The organism is Pseudonocardia sp. C8, from assembly GCF_014267175.1.
Lineage (GTDB): Bacteria > Actinomycetota > Actinomycetes > Mycobacteriales > Pseudonocardiaceae > Pseudonocardia.
This window is the reverse complement of record NZ_JACMTR010000002.1, coordinates 4,649,206-4,666,207: the sequence shown is the minus strand read 5'-3', so window position 1 is coordinate 4,666,207 and position 17,002 is coordinate 4,649,206. Positions and strand designations below refer to the sequence as shown.

15 protein-coding genes are annotated in these 17,002 nt (G+C 71.9%); 9 read left to right on the top strand and 6 right to left on the bottom strand.

The window, feature by feature from the left end; genetic code table 11:
- Positions 1 to 267 precede the first annotated feature (267 nt).
- The 8 genes from H7X46_RS22095 to H7X46_RS22060 all read left to right on the top strand — a co-directional run bounded on the left by H7X46_RS22095 (position 268) and on the right by H7X46_RS22060 (position 10,011).
- A complete protein-coding gene (locus H7X46_RS22095; RefSeq protein WP_186361220.1) occupies positions 268 to 1,206 on the top strand; it encodes an LLM class F420-dependent oxidoreductase in 939 nt (312 codons plus the stop codon).
- Positions 1,207 to 1,220: 14 nt separating this feature from the next.
- Positions 1,221 to 2,912, top strand: coding sequence for a thiamine pyrophosphate-requiring protein (locus H7X46_RS22090; protein ID WP_186361219.1), 1,692 nt, complete (start codon positions 1,221 to 1,223; stop codon positions 2,910 to 2,912).
- 10 nt (positions 2,913 to 2,922) lie between these two features.
- A complete protein-coding gene (locus H7X46_RS22085; RefSeq protein ID WP_186361218.1) occupies positions 2,923 to 4,575 on the top strand; it encodes an AMP-binding protein in 1,653 nt (550 codons plus the stop codon).
- A 15-nt stretch (positions 4,576 to 4,590) separates the two neighbouring features.
- Positions 4,591 to 6,087 (top strand): aldehyde dehydrogenase family protein, encoded by a 1,497-nt coding sequence (locus tag H7X46_RS22080; protein WP_186361217.1) that lies wholly within the window; start codon positions 4,591 to 4,593, stop codon positions 6,085 to 6,087.
- Positions 6,084 to 6,938, top strand: coding sequence for an enoyl-CoA hydratase (locus H7X46_RS22075; protein ID WP_186361216.1), 855 nt, complete (start codon positions 6,084 to 6,086; stop codon positions 6,936 to 6,938). Before H7X46_RS22080 ends, H7X46_RS22075 begins: the two co-directional genes overlap by 4 nt.
- Positions 6,935 to 8,350: an NADP-dependent oxidoreductase gene (locus H7X46_RS22070; protein WP_255426194.1), complete on the top strand. Its 1,416-nt coding sequence runs from the start codon at positions 6,935 to 6,937 to the stop codon at positions 8,348 to 8,350. The genes H7X46_RS22075 and H7X46_RS22070 overlap by 4 nt, the downstream gene beginning before the upstream one ends.
- 73 nt (positions 8,351 to 8,423) lie before the next feature.
- Positions 8,424 to 9,668: an acetyl-CoA acetyltransferase gene (locus H7X46_RS22065; protein ID WP_370588903.1), complete on the top strand. Its 1,245-nt coding sequence runs from the start codon at positions 8,424 to 8,426 to the stop codon at positions 9,666 to 9,668.
- A 34-nt stretch (positions 9,669 to 9,702) separates the two neighbouring features.
- Positions 9,703 to 10,011 carry an EthD family reductase gene (locus H7X46_RS22060; protein ID WP_186361214.1) on the top strand — a complete coding sequence of 103 codons (309 nt, stop codon included), beginning with the start codon at positions 9,703 to 9,705 and terminating at the stop codon, positions 10,009 to 10,011.
- Positions 10,012 to 10,072: 61 nt separating this feature from the next.
- Here the strand turns inward: H7X46_RS22060 and H7X46_RS22055 are convergent, their stop codons facing one another.
- The 6 genes from H7X46_RS22055 to H7X46_RS22030 all read right to left on the bottom strand — a co-directional run bounded on the left by H7X46_RS22055 (position 10,073) and on the right by H7X46_RS22030 (position 16,111).
- Positions 10,073 to 11,056 carry a hypothetical protein gene (locus H7X46_RS22055; protein ID WP_186361213.1) on the bottom strand — a complete coding sequence of 328 codons (984 nt, stop codon included), beginning with the start codon at positions 11,054 to 11,056 and terminating at the stop codon, positions 10,073 to 10,075.
- Between the two features lie 104 nt (positions 11,057 to 11,160).
- Positions 11,161 to 12,138 (bottom strand): alpha/beta hydrolase, encoded by a 978-nt coding sequence (locus H7X46_RS22050; protein ID WP_186361212.1) that lies wholly within the window; start codon positions 12,136 to 12,138, stop codon positions 11,161 to 11,163.
- Between the two features lie 40 nt (positions 12,139 to 12,178).
- Positions 12,179 to 13,156 (bottom strand): alpha/beta hydrolase, encoded by a 978-nt coding sequence (locus H7X46_RS22045; protein WP_186361211.1) that lies wholly within the window; start codon positions 13,154 to 13,156, stop codon positions 12,179 to 12,181.
- Positions 13,157 to 13,181: 25 nt separating this feature from the next.
- A complete protein-coding gene (locus H7X46_RS22040; protein ID WP_186362825.1) occupies positions 13,182 to 14,342 on the bottom strand; it encodes a zinc-binding dehydrogenase in 1,161 nt (386 codons plus the stop codon).
- Positions 14,343 to 14,384: 42 nt separating this feature from the next.
- Entirely contained in the window at positions 14,385 to 15,260 is an 876-nt protein-coding gene (locus H7X46_RS22035) for an SDR family oxidoreductase (protein ID WP_186361210.1), read from the bottom strand.
- Between the two features lie 143 nt (positions 15,261 to 15,403).
- A complete protein-coding gene (locus H7X46_RS22030; RefSeq protein WP_186361209.1) occupies positions 15,404 to 16,111 on the bottom strand; it encodes an SDR family NAD(P)-dependent oxidoreductase in 708 nt (235 codons plus the stop codon).
- 189 nt (positions 16,112 to 16,300) lie between these two features.
- On the opposite strand from H7X46_RS22030, the gene mtrA reads away from it, so the two are divergent.
- Entirely contained in the window at positions 16,301 to 16,978 is a 678-nt protein-coding gene (gene mtrA / locus H7X46_RS22025) for an MtrAB system response regulator MtrA (RefSeq protein WP_186361208.1), read from the top strand.
- Positions 16,979 to 17,002 lie beyond the last annotated feature (24 nt).

The window sequence follows — 17,002 nt, the reverse complement described above, 5'->3', positions numbered from 1 at the left end:
CCGGCACGACCTGACCCGGGCCGGTATCCCGTCGCCGGACCGGTTGTTCCGGCGTGCGCGCAACTCGCCGGCGCCGGCCTGCCCGCGTTCTCGCCGACGTCGAGGCAGATACCCGCCGCGGAGGAACCGTTGACGTAGCTGGTGCGGTACCTCTGTTTGCCATTAGATTGATCTATCTAATCGCTGGCTGCCGGTGGAGGCGCTCGGCGAGGAGATCACGACGAAATCCTTGAAGTTCTTCCGGACGAACGTGGAGTGGCTGCTGCCATGAGCGACGCAAGTGCCCCGAAGCTCGGTCCGCTGGGCATCTGGACCTTCCGGCTCGACCTCCAGCCGATGGCTCGCGCCCGGGAAGCCGCCGCCGAGCTCGACGAGCTGGGCTTCGGGGCGCTGTGGGTGCCCGAGGCGGTGGGCCGCGAGCCGTTCGCGAGCGCCGCCCTCCTGCTGTCCGCAACGAACCGGATGACGGTCGCGACCGGGATCGCGAGCCTGTACGCCCGCACCGCGGTCACGATGAACGCCGGCTGGCGGACGCTGAGCGAGGCGTTCCCGGGCCGGTTCCTGCTCGGGGTGGGTGTGAGCCACCGGTCCGTGGTCGAGGGCGCTCATCGGGGCCGGTACGACAGGCCGTACCGGACGATGGTCGACTACCTCGACCGGATGGACGACGCCACCTTCCTGGCGGCGGCCCCACCGGCGGCGCCGAGCCGTGTGCTGGCCGCCCTCGGGCCGCGGATGCTGCGGCTCGCCGCAGAGCGGAGCGCGGGTGCGCACACCTACTTCGTGCCGGTCGAGCACACGAAGGTGGCCCGCGACGTGCTGGGCGGCGACGCGGTGCTGGCGCCTGCCCAGACCGTCGTGCTCGAGACGGACCCCGTGGAGGCCCGGCGTATCGCCCGGGGGTTCATGCAGATGTACCTCGCGTTGCCGAACTACACCGAGAACCTCCGCCGCCTGGGCTGGGGCGACGACGATCTGGCCGGCGAGGGGAGCGACGGCCTCGTCGACGCGATCGTGGCGTGGGGGTCCCTCGACCGGATCGCCGACCGCGTGCAGGCGCACCTCGACGCCGGGGCCGACCACGTGTCGCTCCAGGTGCTGTCGGCCGATCGGCAGAGCCTGCCGATGCCGGAGTGGCGCGAGCTCGCCTCGATCGCCACCTCGCTCCGCCCGCGCTCCGAGCCCGTCACCTCGTCCACGCCCTGAACAGAGGGATTCCGATGCAGCTGACCGTCGCCACCACCTATCTCGCCAGGCTCGCCGAGCTCGGCATCGAGTCGATCTTCATGAACGCCGGGACCGACTTCGCACCGATCGTCGAGGCCTACGCCGTCAACAAGGAGGAAGGCGGTCCGACGCTGCCGACCCCGGTCCTGTGCGCCCACGAGAACCTCGCGGGTGGGATGGCCCACGGTGCCGCGCTGGTGTCGGGCCGGCCGCAGGCGTTGATGGTCCACGTCAGCGTCGGTACGGCCAACGCGGCGTGCGCGGTCGCCAACGCATCACGCGACCGCGTCCCCCTCCTCGTCACCGCCGGGCGCTCGCCCGTCCTGGAGGCCGGTGCCACCGGCGCACGCGACCTGCCGATCCACTGGACGCAGGAGATGTTCGACCAGGCCGGCCTGGTGCGCGAGCTCGTCAAGTGGGACTACGAGCTGCGGGACGCCCGGCAGGTCGAGGACGTGGTCGACCGGGCCGTGAGCGTGGCCGAGTCCCACCCGCGCGGGCCGGTCTACCTCTCCCTGCCGCGCGAGGTCCTCGCCGAGCCGGCCGCCGGCTTCGTGGCCGACCGCCCACGCACCGCCGTGCCGGCCTCGGTCCAACCCGATCCCGCCGCCGTGGCCGAGCTCGCCGACCGGATCGCCGCCGCGAGGTTCCCGGTCGTCGTCTCGACCGCGTCGGGTGCCGAGCGGGGGTCCGCCGAGCTGCTCGGTGAGGTCTGCTCCCGCTTCGGCATCGGTGTCGCCGATTCGTTCTCGCGGTTCCTGACGGTGTCGATCGACCACCCGCACCACGTCGGCACCGACCCGGGGCCCGTCTTCGCCGAAGCCGACCTCATCGTGTTCCTGGAGTGCGACGTCCCCTGGATCGAGCACTACTGGACGCCGCGTGACGAGACGTTCATCGCCCAGGTCGCCGTCGACCCGATCCACGGTTCCATCCCGATGCGCTCGCACCGGTCGGACCTGAACATCAGTGCCACACCGGTCGCGTTCCTGACCGCTCTGCGCGCCCAGCTCGAGACCCGTGCGGTCAGGGACGAGGCCGCCCGCACCACGCGGATCCGGGACCGTGCCGCCGCCAGCCGCGACGCGGTCGACACGCTGCGGACCCGGGCGCTCGAGGAATCGGATCAGCCGATCACCAAGGCGACCATCTCGGCGGTCCTCGGCGAGCTGCTCGACGACGAGGACCTGGTCTTCAACGAGTACGTCGGCGTGCCCGAGCTGCTCCACCGGACCGAGCCCGGCACCTACTTCTTCCTGCCGTCCGCGGGTGGCCTCGGCTGGGGTCTGCCCGCCGCTCTGGGCGCGAAGTACGCCGCACCGGACCGCACCGTGGTGGCGACGCTGGGCGACGGTGCCTACCTGTTCGCGAACCCGGCAGCCTGCCATCACGCGGCCGCGAAGCACGACCTGCCGGTGCTGACGGTCATCGCCAACAACGGCGGGTGGTGGGCGGTGGACGCGGCGACGTACTCGGTCTATCCGAACGGCACCGCGATGACCAGCGCGGAGGAGCGGTTCTCCGACCTGTCGCCCTCGCCGGACTTCGCGTCGTATTGCACCGCGTCGGGCGGCCACGGCGTGACGGTCCACCACCGTCGCGAGCTCAGGGGTGCGCTCGAGGAAGCCTTCCGTGTCGTCCGCGACCAGGGTCGCCAGGCCCTCGTCGACGTGCGCTGCAGCTAGAGGAGATCTGATGCGTTACAACCACGCAGCGCTGTTCGCCGGTGTCGCCGCGGCGGTCCCGGAGCGGGACTGCATCGTGTTCCGGGACCGGCGGCTGAGCTACGGCGACGTCGCCGCTCGCGTCAACCGGCTGGCCAACCTGTTGCTGGCGCACGGCGTCACCGTCGACACGGAGCGCGCCGAGCTGGAGCCCTGGGACTCGGGTCAGGGCCACGTCGCGCTGTACCTGCACAACGGCAACGAGTACGTCGAGGGCATGCTCGGCGCCGCAGCCGCCCGGGCCGCCTCGTTCAACTGCAACTACCGGTACGTCGAGGCCGAGCTCACCCACCTGCTCGACGACGCCGGGACCCGCGCCGTCATCTACCACGGGTGTTTCGCGCCCACGCTGGCCGGCGTCCTCGACACGCTGACCGAGCGGCCGGTGCTGTTGCTCCAGGTGGACGATGGGTCCGGCAACGCACTGCTCCCGGGCGCCCTCGACTACGAGGAGGCCCTGGCCGGCTCCGACCCGGAGGCGCCGCCGGTCCGGCCCGATCCCGACGACCTGTACCTGGTCTACACCGGCGGCACCACGGGCCTGCCGAAGGGCACGACGTGGACGCAGGCCGACATCCTCGACAGCGCGATCGCGGCGTTCCTCCCGGAGGGCCTGCTCGACGCGGGCTCGTTGGAGGAGGGAGTCGCCATCGTCGTCGACAGCCCTGCGCGCGTGGTGATGCCGCTGCCACCGCTGATCCACGCCGCGGCCCAGTGGCTGGCGATGGCCGGTTTCCTGACCGGCGGGAAGGTCGTGTTCCCCGACGTCGTCGACGGTCTCGATCCGGAGTCGGTGTGGACGGCGATCGATGCCGAGGGCGTCCAGCTGATCAACATGGTGGGCAACGCGTTCGCGACCCCGGTCCTCGACGAGTTCGAGCGCGGCGGGCACGACGGCAGCTCCCTGGTGATGGTCGGCCTCGGTGGAGCCGTGACCACCGCACCGGTGAAGGACCGGATCCTGCGGAACCTGCCGCACGTCGTCGTCGTCGACGTGGCCGGCTCGTCCGAGAGCGGCTCCCAGCTGTCGAACATCAGCACCAGCCAGGCGCCGGCGACGTCCGGTGTGTTCACGGCAGCCGCGGGCACCTGTGTGGTGGACGAGAGCCGGACGCGCCTGCTCGAGCCCGGCGATCCGGCCACCGGGTGGCTGGGCCGGCAGGGCCCGATCCCCATGGGCTATCTCGGCGACCGCGACAAGACCGAGCGCACCTTCCCGACCGTCGAGGGCGTCCGCACCGTGCTGCCCGGTGACCGGGCCCGGGTCCTGGCCGACGGCACGATCGAGCTGCTCGGCCGCGACTCGGTGACGATCAACACCGGCGGCGAGAAGGTGTTCGCCGAGGAGGTCGAGTCGGCACTGGCGGACCACCCGGGCGTCGGCGACGTGGTCGTCGTCGGGCGTCCGAGCGAGCGCTGGGGCACCGAGGTCGTCGCCGTCGTCCAGATCGAGGACGGGCACGACCCCAGCGACGAGGAGCTGCTGGCCCGGGCCGGGAAGACCCTCGCCCGCTACAAGCTCCCCAAGGCCATCGTCCGCGTCGACGCGGTCGTCCGGAGCCCTGCCGGCAAGGCCGACTACCGCTGGGCCACGGAGACCGCGGCGCAGAACGCGCTCGTCTGAGGAGGAAATGGCGACATGAACACCGAACCCGTCACCGACGTCACGCCGGACGAGCTGCAGCGGCTCCTCGATGCCCAACGGGCCGCCCAGGCCGCCGACCCGGTCCCCGACGCCGCGACCCGCCGGAACCGCATCGACCGCTTCGTGGCCGCCGTCCTGGAACACGCCGACGAGCTCGCCAAGGCGCTGGACGCCGACTTCGGCGGCCGCCCCGAGACGACCTCGCTCGAGCTCGACCTCCTGGGCGCGACGGACGCGATCACCTTCGCCCGCGAGAACCTCGAGGACTGGATGCGGCCGGTCGAGGTTCCCCCCGCACTGGGAGGGGCCGTCTCGACCACGATCGAGATCCGCCCGAAGGGCGTCGTCGGCGTCATCGGCCCGTGGAACTTCCCGGTCGTGCTCGCGGTCCTGCCCGCGGTGGAAGCACTCGCCGCCGGCAACCGGGTGATGATCAAGATCTCGGACATGACCCCGCACACCGGGACGGTGTTCGCCCGTGCGGTCGCGTCGCGGATGGACGCCGACGAGGTCGCGGTCGTCAACGGCGGCCGGGCCACGGCCGAGGCGTTCAGCGAGCTCCGGTTCGACCACATCTTCTTCACCGGATCGCCTGCGGTCGGTCGCATCGTCGGCGCCGCTGCGGCCCGGAACCTGGTGCCGGTGACGCTCGAGCTCGGGGGCAAGAACCCGGCGATCGTCGCCCCCGACGCCGACGTCGCCGACGCCGCCGCGCGGATCGCACCCGCCCGTCTCGTGAACAGCGGCCAGGTGTGTCTCTGCCCGGACTACGTCTTCGTCCCGGAGCAGGGAAGGGAGGCCTTCGTCGAGGCCTACCGGCAGGCCGTGCTCGCGCACTTCCCGACCTTCGTCGACAACCCCGACGTCGTGGCGGTCATCAACGAGGCCAACTACCGGCGGGTTACCGGGCTGGTCGCGGACGCCACGGCCAAGGGTGCGGCCGAGATCGTGATCGTGCCCGACGCCGAACGGGACCGGCTGCCGGCCGCGGCCGCCCGCCGCATCCCGCCGACGCTCCTGCTCGACGTGCCGGCCGGTGCCGCGATCCACCGTGAGGAGATCTTCGGGCCGGTGCTCGTCGTGCACACCTACACCGGGATCGACGAGGCCATCGCGTACGCCGGAGCGGGAGAGCACCCGCTCGCGTCGTACTGGTACGGCGAGGACGGTGCCGACTTCCGGCGGTTCCTCCGCGACACCACGTCGGGTTCGGTGTCGCGCAACGACTTCGCCCTGGCCTACATGAACCACGCTGCGCCGTTCGGCGGGGTGGGGATGAGCGGCTCGGGTGGCTACCATGGCAAGGCCGGGTTCGACACGTTCTCCCACCGGCGGCCGGTCGCCCACACGAACGCGGACTTCGCGATGGCCCCCGGCTTCGTGCCGCCGCTGACACGGGAGCGGGTCGAGGGTGTCGCCGCCACCGCGGCCGCTGCGGCGGCCACCGTCGCCGCCCGGGCGGCCGGATCCGGCGGGCAGGACCGGCCGTGAGCGAGTTCGAGCACATCCTCTACGAGCGGCCGGCGGACAGGGTCGCCCGGATCGTCCTGAACCGCCCGGACGCGCGGAACGCGCAGAGCATGCGTCTGCTCCACGAGCTCAACGACGCCTTCGACCTGGCCGCCCAGGACGATGCGGTGAGCGTGATCATCCTCGCCGCGAACGGGCCGCACTTCTCGTCCGGGCACGACCTGCGCGAGGCGGACGCCCGTGAGGTCGTGGCGGGCCATCGCCGCGTCGGTACCTGGTGCGGCTTCGGCTGCGACGGCGCCGAGGGGCAGATGGCCGTCGAGAAGGAGATGTACCTCGGGCTCTCCGAGCGGTGGCGCAACCTGCCGAAGCCGACCATCGCCGCGGTGCAGGGCAAGGTCATCGCCGGCGGTCTCATGCTCGTCTGGCCGTGCGACCTGATCGTCGCCGCCGAGGATGCGTCCTTCGCGGACAACACCGTGTCCATGGGCGTCTCCGGAGCGGAGTTCTTCAACCACCCGTTCGAGGTCGGTGTCCGGACGGCCAAGGAGATGCTGTTCACCTCCGACTTCTTCTCGGCACGGGACCTGCACCGGCTCGGCATGGTCAACCACGTCGTCCCTCGGGACGAGCTCGACGACGTCGCCCTCGAACTCGCGTCCCGCGTCGCCGCCAAACCGCTGTTCGCCCTCAAGCTGGCGAAGGAGGCAGTCAACGCCGCCCAGGACAACCAGGGTCGGCACAACGCGATGCAGACCTCGTTCGCGTACCACCAGCTCTGCCACAGCCACAACCAGCAGGTGCACGGGATGCTCATCGACCCGGGCTTCCTCGCCCGGTCGCCCGTCGGAAGAAAGGGTGAAATCCAATGACGGATCTGACACTCGAGGAGATGGAGGCACTCCTCCACAAGCACGAGGAGTACGAACTCAACTACGACTTCGACGGAACCATCTCGACCCTGACCGCCAACCCGCACTACGAACTTCCGACGCTGGGCTGGAAGATCGACGGGCGGGAGGCGGTGACCGAGCTCTACCGCCGCATGCTGCCGGGCGGCCTGAAGCAGGCGATGTGGGCGGAGAAGCGGGTCCACGCCGTCGGGCCGAACACCCTGGCCCGCGAGGCGTTCGTCATGTTCAACTCCCCCGACGGGCGGCGCGTCACCGGCCAGTACATGGCCGTCATCGCGTACGACCCGGTCGACAAGCTCATCATCGGGGAGCGGCTCTACATGGATTCCGCCTTCGCGGAGTCCATGGCGCGCGAGCTCGGTCCCGACTTCGGCGACATCCCGGGTGTCTCGAAGATCGTGCCGGACGAGACCGACCCGGTGCGCGTGATGAAAGCCGTCGGTGTCGAGGAGTTCGGTGCACCGGAGGCCCTGGAGATCGTGGAACTTCCGGTTCCCGAGCCGGGCAAGGGCGAGGTTCGGATCCGGGTCAAGGCCGCGACCGTCAACCCGGTCGACACCGCGACCCGTGCGGGGTTCCGCGGCCCGATGACGAAGGCTGCCGCGCCCGGCCCCTACGTGCTCGGCATGGAGGTCGCGGGTGTGCTGGACAAGATCGGCGAGGGGACCTCGACCGACCTGGAGGTCGGCGACGACGTGATGGCCGTCGTGCACCCGGTCGGCTCGGCGGGGGCCTACGCCGAGTACGCCGTGGTCCCCGCCGCGTCGACGGCGCGGACCCCCAAGGGCTCGACCTACGTCGAGGCCACCACCATCCCGATGAACGGCCTCACGGCTCGCCTCGCGATCGACCTGCTGGAGCTGCAGGCCGGTGACACCCTGGCGGTGACCGGCGCGGCCGGCGCCGTGGGTGCCTACGTCGTCGAGCTGGCCAAGCTGGACGGAATTCGCGTCGTCGCCGTGGCTCGTCCCTCCGACGAACCCTTGCTCACCGAGCTCGGCGCCGACGTGTTCGTGCCGCGCGGCGACGACTTCGCTCAGCGGATCCTCGACGCCGCGCCGGGCGGGGTGGACGGTGTCGTCGACACGGCCGTCCTCGACGATGCGGTGCTCCCCGCGGTCCGTGACCATGGCGCGGTCGCCACGCTGCGGGGCTTCCTCGCGCCCGCCGACCGCGGCATCGACTTCCGCGCGGTGTTCGTGCCGACCTACGCCCGCGAGCAGGCCAAGCTCGACCGTCTCCGCCAGCACGTGGAGGACGGCCGGCTGACGCTGCGGGTCGGCCGGACGCTGCCGGCCGAGAAGGCTCCCGAGGCCCACCGGCTCGTCGAGTCGGGGGGCATCCGGGGCCGCGTGGTCCTGGAGTTCTGAGACGGGCGGGTGGGTCGGCCGGCGCGGGCCGGCCGACCCACCCGGTCGTCGGCCGAGGTGCATGGAGGCAACGGTGGCCGGACAGGGAGTTTTCGTTCTCGGGGGTGCCCAGACCGACTTCAGCCGGGTCTGGACCAGGGAGGGGCTCGACGCCGCCGACCTGATCCGGGAAGTCGTGCAGGACGCGCTCGGCGCGGCCCGGGTGGACGCCGGCGACGTGCAGGTCGGCCACGTCGGCAACTTCGCGGGCGAGCTGTATCTCGGCCAGGGACACCTGGGCGGGCTGCTGGTGGAGGCCGACCCGGCGTTCGCGGGAATGCCGACGTCCCGGCACGAAGCGGCCTGCGCCTCGGGCAGCATGGCCGTTCTCGCGGCGATGGCCGACATCGAGGCCGGCAGGTACGACGTCGCACTGGTCGTGGGCGCGGAGATCATGCGGATCGGCCGCGGTGCGGAGTCGCAACGGCTCCTCGCCGCCGGTGCCTGGGTGCCGCGCGAGACCGAGGGAGTCGAGTTCCCGTGGCCGCACCAGTTCAACTCGGTGGCCATGGAGTACGACCGGCGCTACGGGCTCGACCACCGCTATCTCGGCGCCATTGCGGCCAACAACCTCGCGAACGCCCGGCAGAACCCGCTGGCCCAGACCCGCAACTGGACCTTCGACGACCGCGCGTTCGCCGAGGACGACGAGGCCAACCCCACCATGGCCGGCCTGCTGCGCCGCCAGGACTGCAGCCCGATCACCGACGGCGGCGCCGCGGTCGTCCTGGCCTCCGGGACAGCCGCACGGGAGTGGGCAGCGCGCCGTGGCCGGAGCAGCGACGGCATCCCGCGCATCTCGGGCTGGGGGCACACCACCTCGCGGATGGCGGTCGCGGACAAGCTCACCGACGCCGCCGACTCGCCGTACGTCGCGCCGCACCTGCGGCGCGCCATCGTCGACGCCTTCGACCGGGCCCGGATCCCCGATGCGGCGGCCCTCGACCTGATCGAGCTCCATGACTGTTTCAGCATTAGCGAGTACCTGATGATCGACCACTTCGGTCTCACCGACCCGGGGGAGAGCTGGCGGGCGGTCGACAGCGGTGCCATCGCGCGTGACGGCAAGTGGCCGATCAACCCGTCCGGCGGGCTGCTGGGAGTCGGGCATCCCGTCGGTGCGAGCGGCGTACGCATGCTGCTCGACGTGGCCCGCCAGGTCGAGGACGCGGCGGGTGACTGCCAGGTGCCGGGTGCGCAGCGCGGAGCGGTGCTGAACATGGGCGGAAGCATGACGACGACGGCGTGCTTCGTCGTCGACACCGACGGCGTGGCCTGAGGTCACACCGGACCGAGGAGATCGAGGAAAATCGATGGTCAAACTCACCGCCCTGTTCGGGCACCCGGAATCGCCGGAGGACTTCGAACGTCACTACCTCGGCGTCCACGTGCCGCTTGCCAAGGCCATTCCCCACGTGACGCGCATCGAGACGGCCAGGGTGGGCCCGAGCCCGTCCGGTGAGACGCCGCCCTACTACCGGATGGCAGAGCTGTGGTTCCCCGACCTCGCGAGCCTCGATGCGGCAATGGCGTCACCTCAGGGACGGTCCGCGGCGGCGGACATCGCGACGTTCGCGACCGGTGGTGCGACGCTGTTGGTCAGCGCCGTCGACGGGGACTGAGCAGGGCCCTGCGGACGCCGTCGACCGAGAGCCGGCCCGGTCCTGGGCGTGGCGCCGCGCGTCAGGGAAGCACGCGGGGATCGGTGAGGCGCCGGTAGAGCTCGGCGATCCCGTAGCGGATCCGCCCGGTGATGGTGCGCGGGTCGTATCCGAGTTCTCTCGTGAGCGACTCGTGCTTGGCCTGGATCGAGGAGTGGTGCATGCCCAGCGTGGCGGCGGCCGAGCGGAGGCTGTCCGCCTCCACGAGGATCTGCAGGATGTGGGCGGAGCGCGCGTCGAGGCGCGCGAGCGCACGGACGTCGTCGTGCGGCGACTCCGGGTCGCAGGCCAGCGCGACCGGAAGCAGCACGCCGAGCAGCTCGGCGTCCAGGACGGGGCGATCGTCTCCGATGACCTGCAGCGAGATCAGGGCGCCCTGCCAGGACTCCGGTGCGTGATCGGCCGCGACCCACTGACCGATCCCGGCCGGTGTGGACGGTGGCTCGGTGTCTCCCCGGCACAGGGTGGCCCGCACGATGCCGTACCTCGTCGGCACCAGGGTCGTGAGGGCGCTGCGGGCGTCGCCGGACCGGGGATGCGTGGCGATGACCCGGACCCGCGAGCCTGCGTCGACGTGCAACCGCGCGAGCGCCTTCGTGCGTTCGTCGATCGTCTTCTCGGGATCCAGCACGACCTCGAGGTCACCCGTCGGGTCACGACGCGACTCGAGCACGCCGACGGCCAGCGCGAGCCGTTCGACGATCATCGCGTCGCGGGCGTGCGGCTTCGTCTCGCGCTCGAGCCAGACCGTCCCGGCCGAGTACGTGCTCTCGGGTGAGCGAGGCACGGTCGCAGGCTCGGGTGCACTCCGCCCGTCCGGGCTGCGCCGGGTCACCCGGCCGTGGCGCTCGGCACCCGCGATCGCGCCGGACAGCGCGGCTGCCCCCCGCAGGAGCGCATCGAGCCCGGCACCGGACAGAACGAGCGCGTCGAAGTAGGCGACGACCTTCAAGGACTCGCCGGCTTCGGGGTCGAGGGCTGTCAGGCGGTCCACCAGTTCCTGCATGTGCTCTCCCTCGTGCGCGCGACCAGCCTACTGCGGCGGGCCGCAGGCTGGTGCCGCTCCCGGGCGACGGTCGACCGGCCGCCCGGGAGCGGAGTCCGGGAGCGTCAACCGCCGAGGAGGCGTCCGACCCAGGCGTTGCGGGAACGGATCATCGCCTTGCCCAGTGTGCTCTCGGGCGCCATGAGGTCGAACCCGTGGAATCCGCCGGGCCACACGTGCAGCTCCGCCTGGACTCCGGCGGCCCACAGCGCCGAGGCGTAGGCGACGTCCTCGTCGCGGAAGACCTCGGCAGATCCACAGTCGATGTAGGCGGGCGGCAGGCCCGACAGGTCGGTCGCCCGCGCCGGGGCGGCGTAGACGGAGACGGCGTCCGTGCCGCGCCGGTCGCCGAGCAGCGAGGTCCAGCCGAGCCGGTTGCTCTGCCGGTCCCACATGCCGACCCCGTCCATCTGCACCGAGGAGACGGTCCGGTCGCGGTCGTCGAGCATGGGGTAGCTGAGCACCTGGCCGATCAGGTGGGGGCCGTTGCGGTCGCGGGCGAGCAGGGACACGCCCGCGGCGAGCCCCCCGCCGGCACTCGTGCCCGCGATCATCAGGCGCTCGGGGTCGAAGTCCAGCGCGCGTGCGTTCCCGGCCGCCCACACCAGGCCGGCGTAGCAGTCCTCGACCGGGACGGGGTCGGGGAACTCCGGGGCCAGCCGGTACTCGACGGTGACCACGACCGCGTCGTGGTCGACGACCCAGGGCAGCGCCAGCTGCAGGCTGGCGAAGCGGTCGCCCGTGATCATGCCGCCGCCGTGGGTGTAGAAGATCCCGGGCCCCGGGCCGTGGTGATCCTTCCGCTTCACGACGCTCACCAGGATCTCGTCGCCCTGGTATCCCGGGACGGTGACGTCCTCGACCACCAGGCCCAGTGACTCGAAGTCCGCCTCGGTCAGCTGGAACGGAGGGTTCTCGCGGACCAGCGGGATCATCTCTGCGGTCATGACGAGCGGAGCCTCGTCCGACATGGTGGTCAGCACGAGCTCGAGCTCGGGGTCGAACGGCGGCCGGGGGACGGCGGTGACGTCGGTGCCGGTCATGCCGGGCTCCTCTCGTGGGCGGGTGATCGGCCGGCGGGTGTCAGGCGCCGAGGGCCCGGCGGACGAACTCGTCGCGGGCGGCTTTCGCAGCTCGGGATACGGCGGCGTCGGGAGCCGCGAAGTCGAACCCGTGGTAGCCGCCGCCCCACAGGTGCAGGTCGACCAGGACGCCGGCCTGCGACAGCCGCTGAGCCATCTCGATCGCCTCGTCGCGGAACCCGTCACTGCCTCCGCAGTCGATGAACGTGCGGGGCAGGCCGGCCAGGTCGGCCGCGCGGGCGGGAGCGACGTACGGTGAGACGCCGGCGCGGCCCTGCTGCTCGCCGAGCGCCGCCCTCCACCCGAAGGCGATGTCGTTGCGGTCGCTCGGGTACCCGTCGAGCATCGTGCTGCTCGGGGTCTCCATCCGGTCGTCGAGCATCGGTGACACCAGCACCTGGTGGGACGGTGCCGGCCCCTTGCGGTCGCGGGCGAGCAGGGACACGCCCAGACCCAGACCGCCGCCCGCGCTGATACCGAGAACGATGATGCGCTCGGGGTCGATCCCGAGTTCGGCTGCGTGGTCGGCGGTGTAGGTGAGACCGGCGTAGCAGTCCTCGACCTGACCGGGTGCCGGGTGCTCCGGCGCGAACCGGTAGCCGACCGAGATGACCACCGCTGCGGACTCCGCCACGTAGGGGAGCAGCTCGTCGATGTACATGTACCGGTTGCCCAGCACCAACGCGCCGCCGTGAACGTAGAAGATCGCCGGCAGGTCGGTGGTCGCGGCCGCGGGGGAGAGCACGGTGAGCGCAACGTCCGGTGCCCCGGCGGGGCCGGGGACGAGGCGTTCGTCGACGACGATCCGACCGCCGGCGGTGAGGTCCGGTGGCGGAGCATCGTCGAAGATGCGCCGGAGCGCACCGAGGTTGTCGTCGCTCAACGCAGGGGTGGCATCCCGAAGCGCCAACAGTGCGTCCTCGATCTCGGGGTCGAACCGCGGTGCGAGCGGGGTCTGTGTGCCGTCGGAATCGGTCAACGGGGTTTCCTCCGATCGAAGCGGATCAGGGAGCGACCGCGTCGCTGCGCGGGTCGATCAGGATCTTGGCGTGGCGCTCCGGATCTCCCAGCGCGCTGAATGCGGCCTCGACGCCGTGCAGCCCGACGGTGCCGGTGACGAGCGGGCTCGGGTCGACGGTCCCGTCCGCGAGCATGTGCAGCGTGTCGCGGAACTCGCCCGGGTCGTAGCCGACCGAGAACAGGACGTCGATCTCCTTGCCGATCGCCCGGCTCGGGTGGAAGGTGTCCGGTTCGAGACACGCACCGGCCACGACCACCGTGCTCATCAGGGGTGCCGAGCCCAGGATGCTGTCGATCATGCCGGGGACCCCGACGCACTCGAACACCACCGGACGGGAGTCGCCGAGCCGGAGGCCGTGCATGGCGCGGAAGGCCAGCCACCAGGGCGTGCGCGGGATCCGGCGGAGCTTCTCCATCGCGTCGAAGCCGAGGTTGAGGAACTCGGGGATCGTGCTGAGCTTCGGCGGGTGCGGTGACGACTCGAAGGGGTCCGCGGTGCGGGGGTCGACGACGACGTCGGCACCCAGCCGGCCGGCGAGATCCCGCCGGGCGGGGGAGAGGTCCGAGGCGATGATCGTGCGGACGCCGGCGGCCTTGAGCATCCCGATGACCGCGAGGCCGACCGGGCCGCAGCCGATGACGTAGGCGGTCTGCTTCCTGGTGATCCGGCTCTTGCGGACGGCGTGCCACCCCACGGCCATCGGCTCGGTGAGGACGGCGTGCTGCGCCGGCATGCCGTTCGGCACGTCGAACGTGAACGACTCCTGCACGACGATCTGCTCGGCGTACGCCCCGGTCACGTGCTTGGAGGTGCCGAGGATGTACGGCGTCCGCCCGTTGCGGATCATCGGCATCGCCACCACGAGGCTGCCGGGGCTCCACCGGCGGTGGGTGCCGGCGCCGTACTCGACGACCTCCCCGCAGATCTCGTGCCCGAAGACGACCTCGTCCTCGGATCGCGGGGCGTCGGTGTAGCCGACGGTCGCCGACATGTCCGCCAGATGGTCGGCGTGCACGCGGGCATGGAGGTCCGAGCCGCAGATCCCTGCCCGGGCGACGTCGAGCAGGATCTGTCCGGGGCCCGGTCGCGGCGCGGGAACCTCCCGCACGGTCAGCTCGCCCCGCGTGCAGACGGCGGCGTTCATCGTGGACACGCGATCAACCTTCCGGGTGGGGCGGTGTGGTGGTCAGGCCGAGACCGGTGTGGCGCCGTCGAGGAGCATCCGGGCCGTCGTGTCCGGACCGTGGCGGCCGTCGAACGCGTCGAACGCCGCCCCGATCTCGGCACATTCGCGGCGGTGGAGCTCGCCCCATTCGCGGTGGGTGACGATGACGGGCGCGCGCTCCTGGAGCGCTTCGACGACCTGCTGCCCGACCGCGTCCGGGTCTGCGCCCTTGGCGAGGACGGCGTGGTTGGCCTCGATGACCTCGCGGTTCGGTTCCCGGTCGAGCAGCCGGGCCTCGGCCTCGCCGGCGGTGTAGTTGATCCGGGTTGCGACGGTGCCGGGAACGAGCAGCGAGACGTCGATGTCCGTGTCGCCGAGTTCCTGGCGCAGGACCTTGGTGAACCCGACGGATGCGAACTTCGATGCGGTGTACGCGCCGACGTGCGGCATCGCGACCAGGCCGGAGATCGACGCCGTGTTGAGGATGTGGGCGCGGGTGCCGCGGGCCTTCATCCGCGGGACGAACGTGTGCACGCCCAGGAACATGCCGTCGATGTTCACGCCCTGGACCCAGCGCCAGACCTTGAAGGGGGTGTCCTCGATCGTGCCGCCACCGTTGACGCCGGCGACGTTGCACAGGATCGAGATCGGACCGAGTGCGGCCTCCGCGGTGTCGGCCGCAGCCGTCCAGCCCGCTTCGTCGCTGACGTCGAGCGGCACGGCGGTCACCGTGCCGCCTGCCGTGCGCAGCTCCTCGGCGACCTCGGAGAGCCGGGCCTCGTCGACGTCGGCGAGCGCCACCTTCGCGCCGGCGCCGACCAGCGCGCGGGCGATCCCGAGGCCGATCCCGGACGCGGCCCCGGTGACGAAGGCAGCTTCCCCAGCAGGCCAGACCATATTCTCTCCTCGAGACGGCGTCGCCGCACCGCCGTTGGTGGGCTGGTTTCGATGATGGGCAACGGCCCGTCGACCGGGCCACCGCCAAGTGCGGCGGATGCCGGCCGTGCGACCCGCCGTTCGAGCGGCACCGGCGTGACCGGTCAGGCCGGGATCGGCAGCAGTGCTGCGGTCGACGGCGTCGACGTCGTCCACTCCCGCTGGGTCGCGATGAGGTACCCGTCCCGGGGGAGCGCCTCGACGATCTGCCGGCCGACCTCGGTCGGACCGGCTGCCGCGGCGGGGCCGGCGTGGACGGCCCCTGCGGCCTGCCCGCTCCTCGCGGACCCGAACAGCCCGGCCGCTGCCACGCCCACCGTGTAGCGGACGCGGGTCGCGACCGAGCCGGGGACGAGCAGCCCCATCGCCACCAGGCCGGAGACCGGCGCCGTGCTCAGGATGTGGGGGCGCACCCCCCGGGCCCGGAACCGGGGGAGGAACGTGTGCGCCGCGGGGAGGCGCCGGCCGGTCCCGACCCCGGACGTCCACCGGCACACCCGGAACGGCTCGTCGCCGGTCGCCCTGCTCCCGGCCTCGTCGTCCAGGTCGCACACGATCGAGATGCGGCCGAGCGCGTCCTCAGCCGCCTCGGCCGCATCCGTCCAACTCTGCGCGTCGCCGGCGTCGAGTCGTACGGTCGTCACGGTGCCGCCCGAACGCCTCAGCTCGTCGGCAGCCTCCGCGAGCCCGGACTCGTCGGCGTCCGCGATCGCCACCCTGGCGCCCGCGGCGACAAGGGCGCCGGCGACTCCGCGAGCGATCCGCGACCGCCCACCGGTGACGAACGCCGCGTCTCCTGCGAGTTGGACCATGGCTCTCTCCCTCGCGGTGCCCGGGCCGGCGACCACGCCGGCGTCCGTCCATGGTGATCACCGTCACACGGGAGGTGACACCGCAACTCGCCGCAGATGTCAGCTGTTCGACCCGCCGTTCGTGCGGTTCGGCCGGCCTGACCGCCCTCCCCGCCCGGGTGCCGAGCCCGGGGTGGGATATTGGGCCGTATGAAGTCGCGCGTGCTGGTGGTCGACGACGACCCGGCCCTGGCCGAGATGCTCACCATCGTGCTGCGGGGCGAGGGGTTCGAGACCACGGTCGTCTCCGACGGGACCCGGGCGCTGCCCGCCGTCCGGGACACGCAGCCCGATGTGGTGCTGCTCGACCTGATGCTGCCCGGGATGAACGGCATCGACGTGTGCCGGGCGATCCGCGCCGAGTCCGGCATCCCGATCGTCATGCTCACCGCGAAGAGCGACACGGTGGACGTCGTGCTGGGCCTGGAGTCGGGCGCCGACGACTACGTGGTCAAACCGTTCAAGCCGAAGGAGCTCGTCGCCCGGATCCGGGCCCGGGTGCGGCGCAACGAGGCCGAGCCGGCCGAGCAGCTCTCCATCGGTGAGATCGACATCGACGTCCCGGCGCACCAGGTGACCCGGGGCGGCCGGCCGATCGCGCTCACCCCACTCGAGTTCGACCTGCTGGTCGCGCTGGCCCGCAAGCCGCGCCAGGTGTTCACCCGCGAGGTCCTGCTCGAGCAGGTCTGGGGCTACCGGCACGCCGCCGACACCCGCCTGGTGAACGTGCACGTGCAGCGGCTGCGGTCCAAGGTGGAGCGCGACCCGGAGCGCCCCGAGGTCGTCCTGACCGTGCGCGGGGTGGGGTACAAGGCCGGGCCCCCGTGATGGACGGCGGTCGCGGTCCCGGCG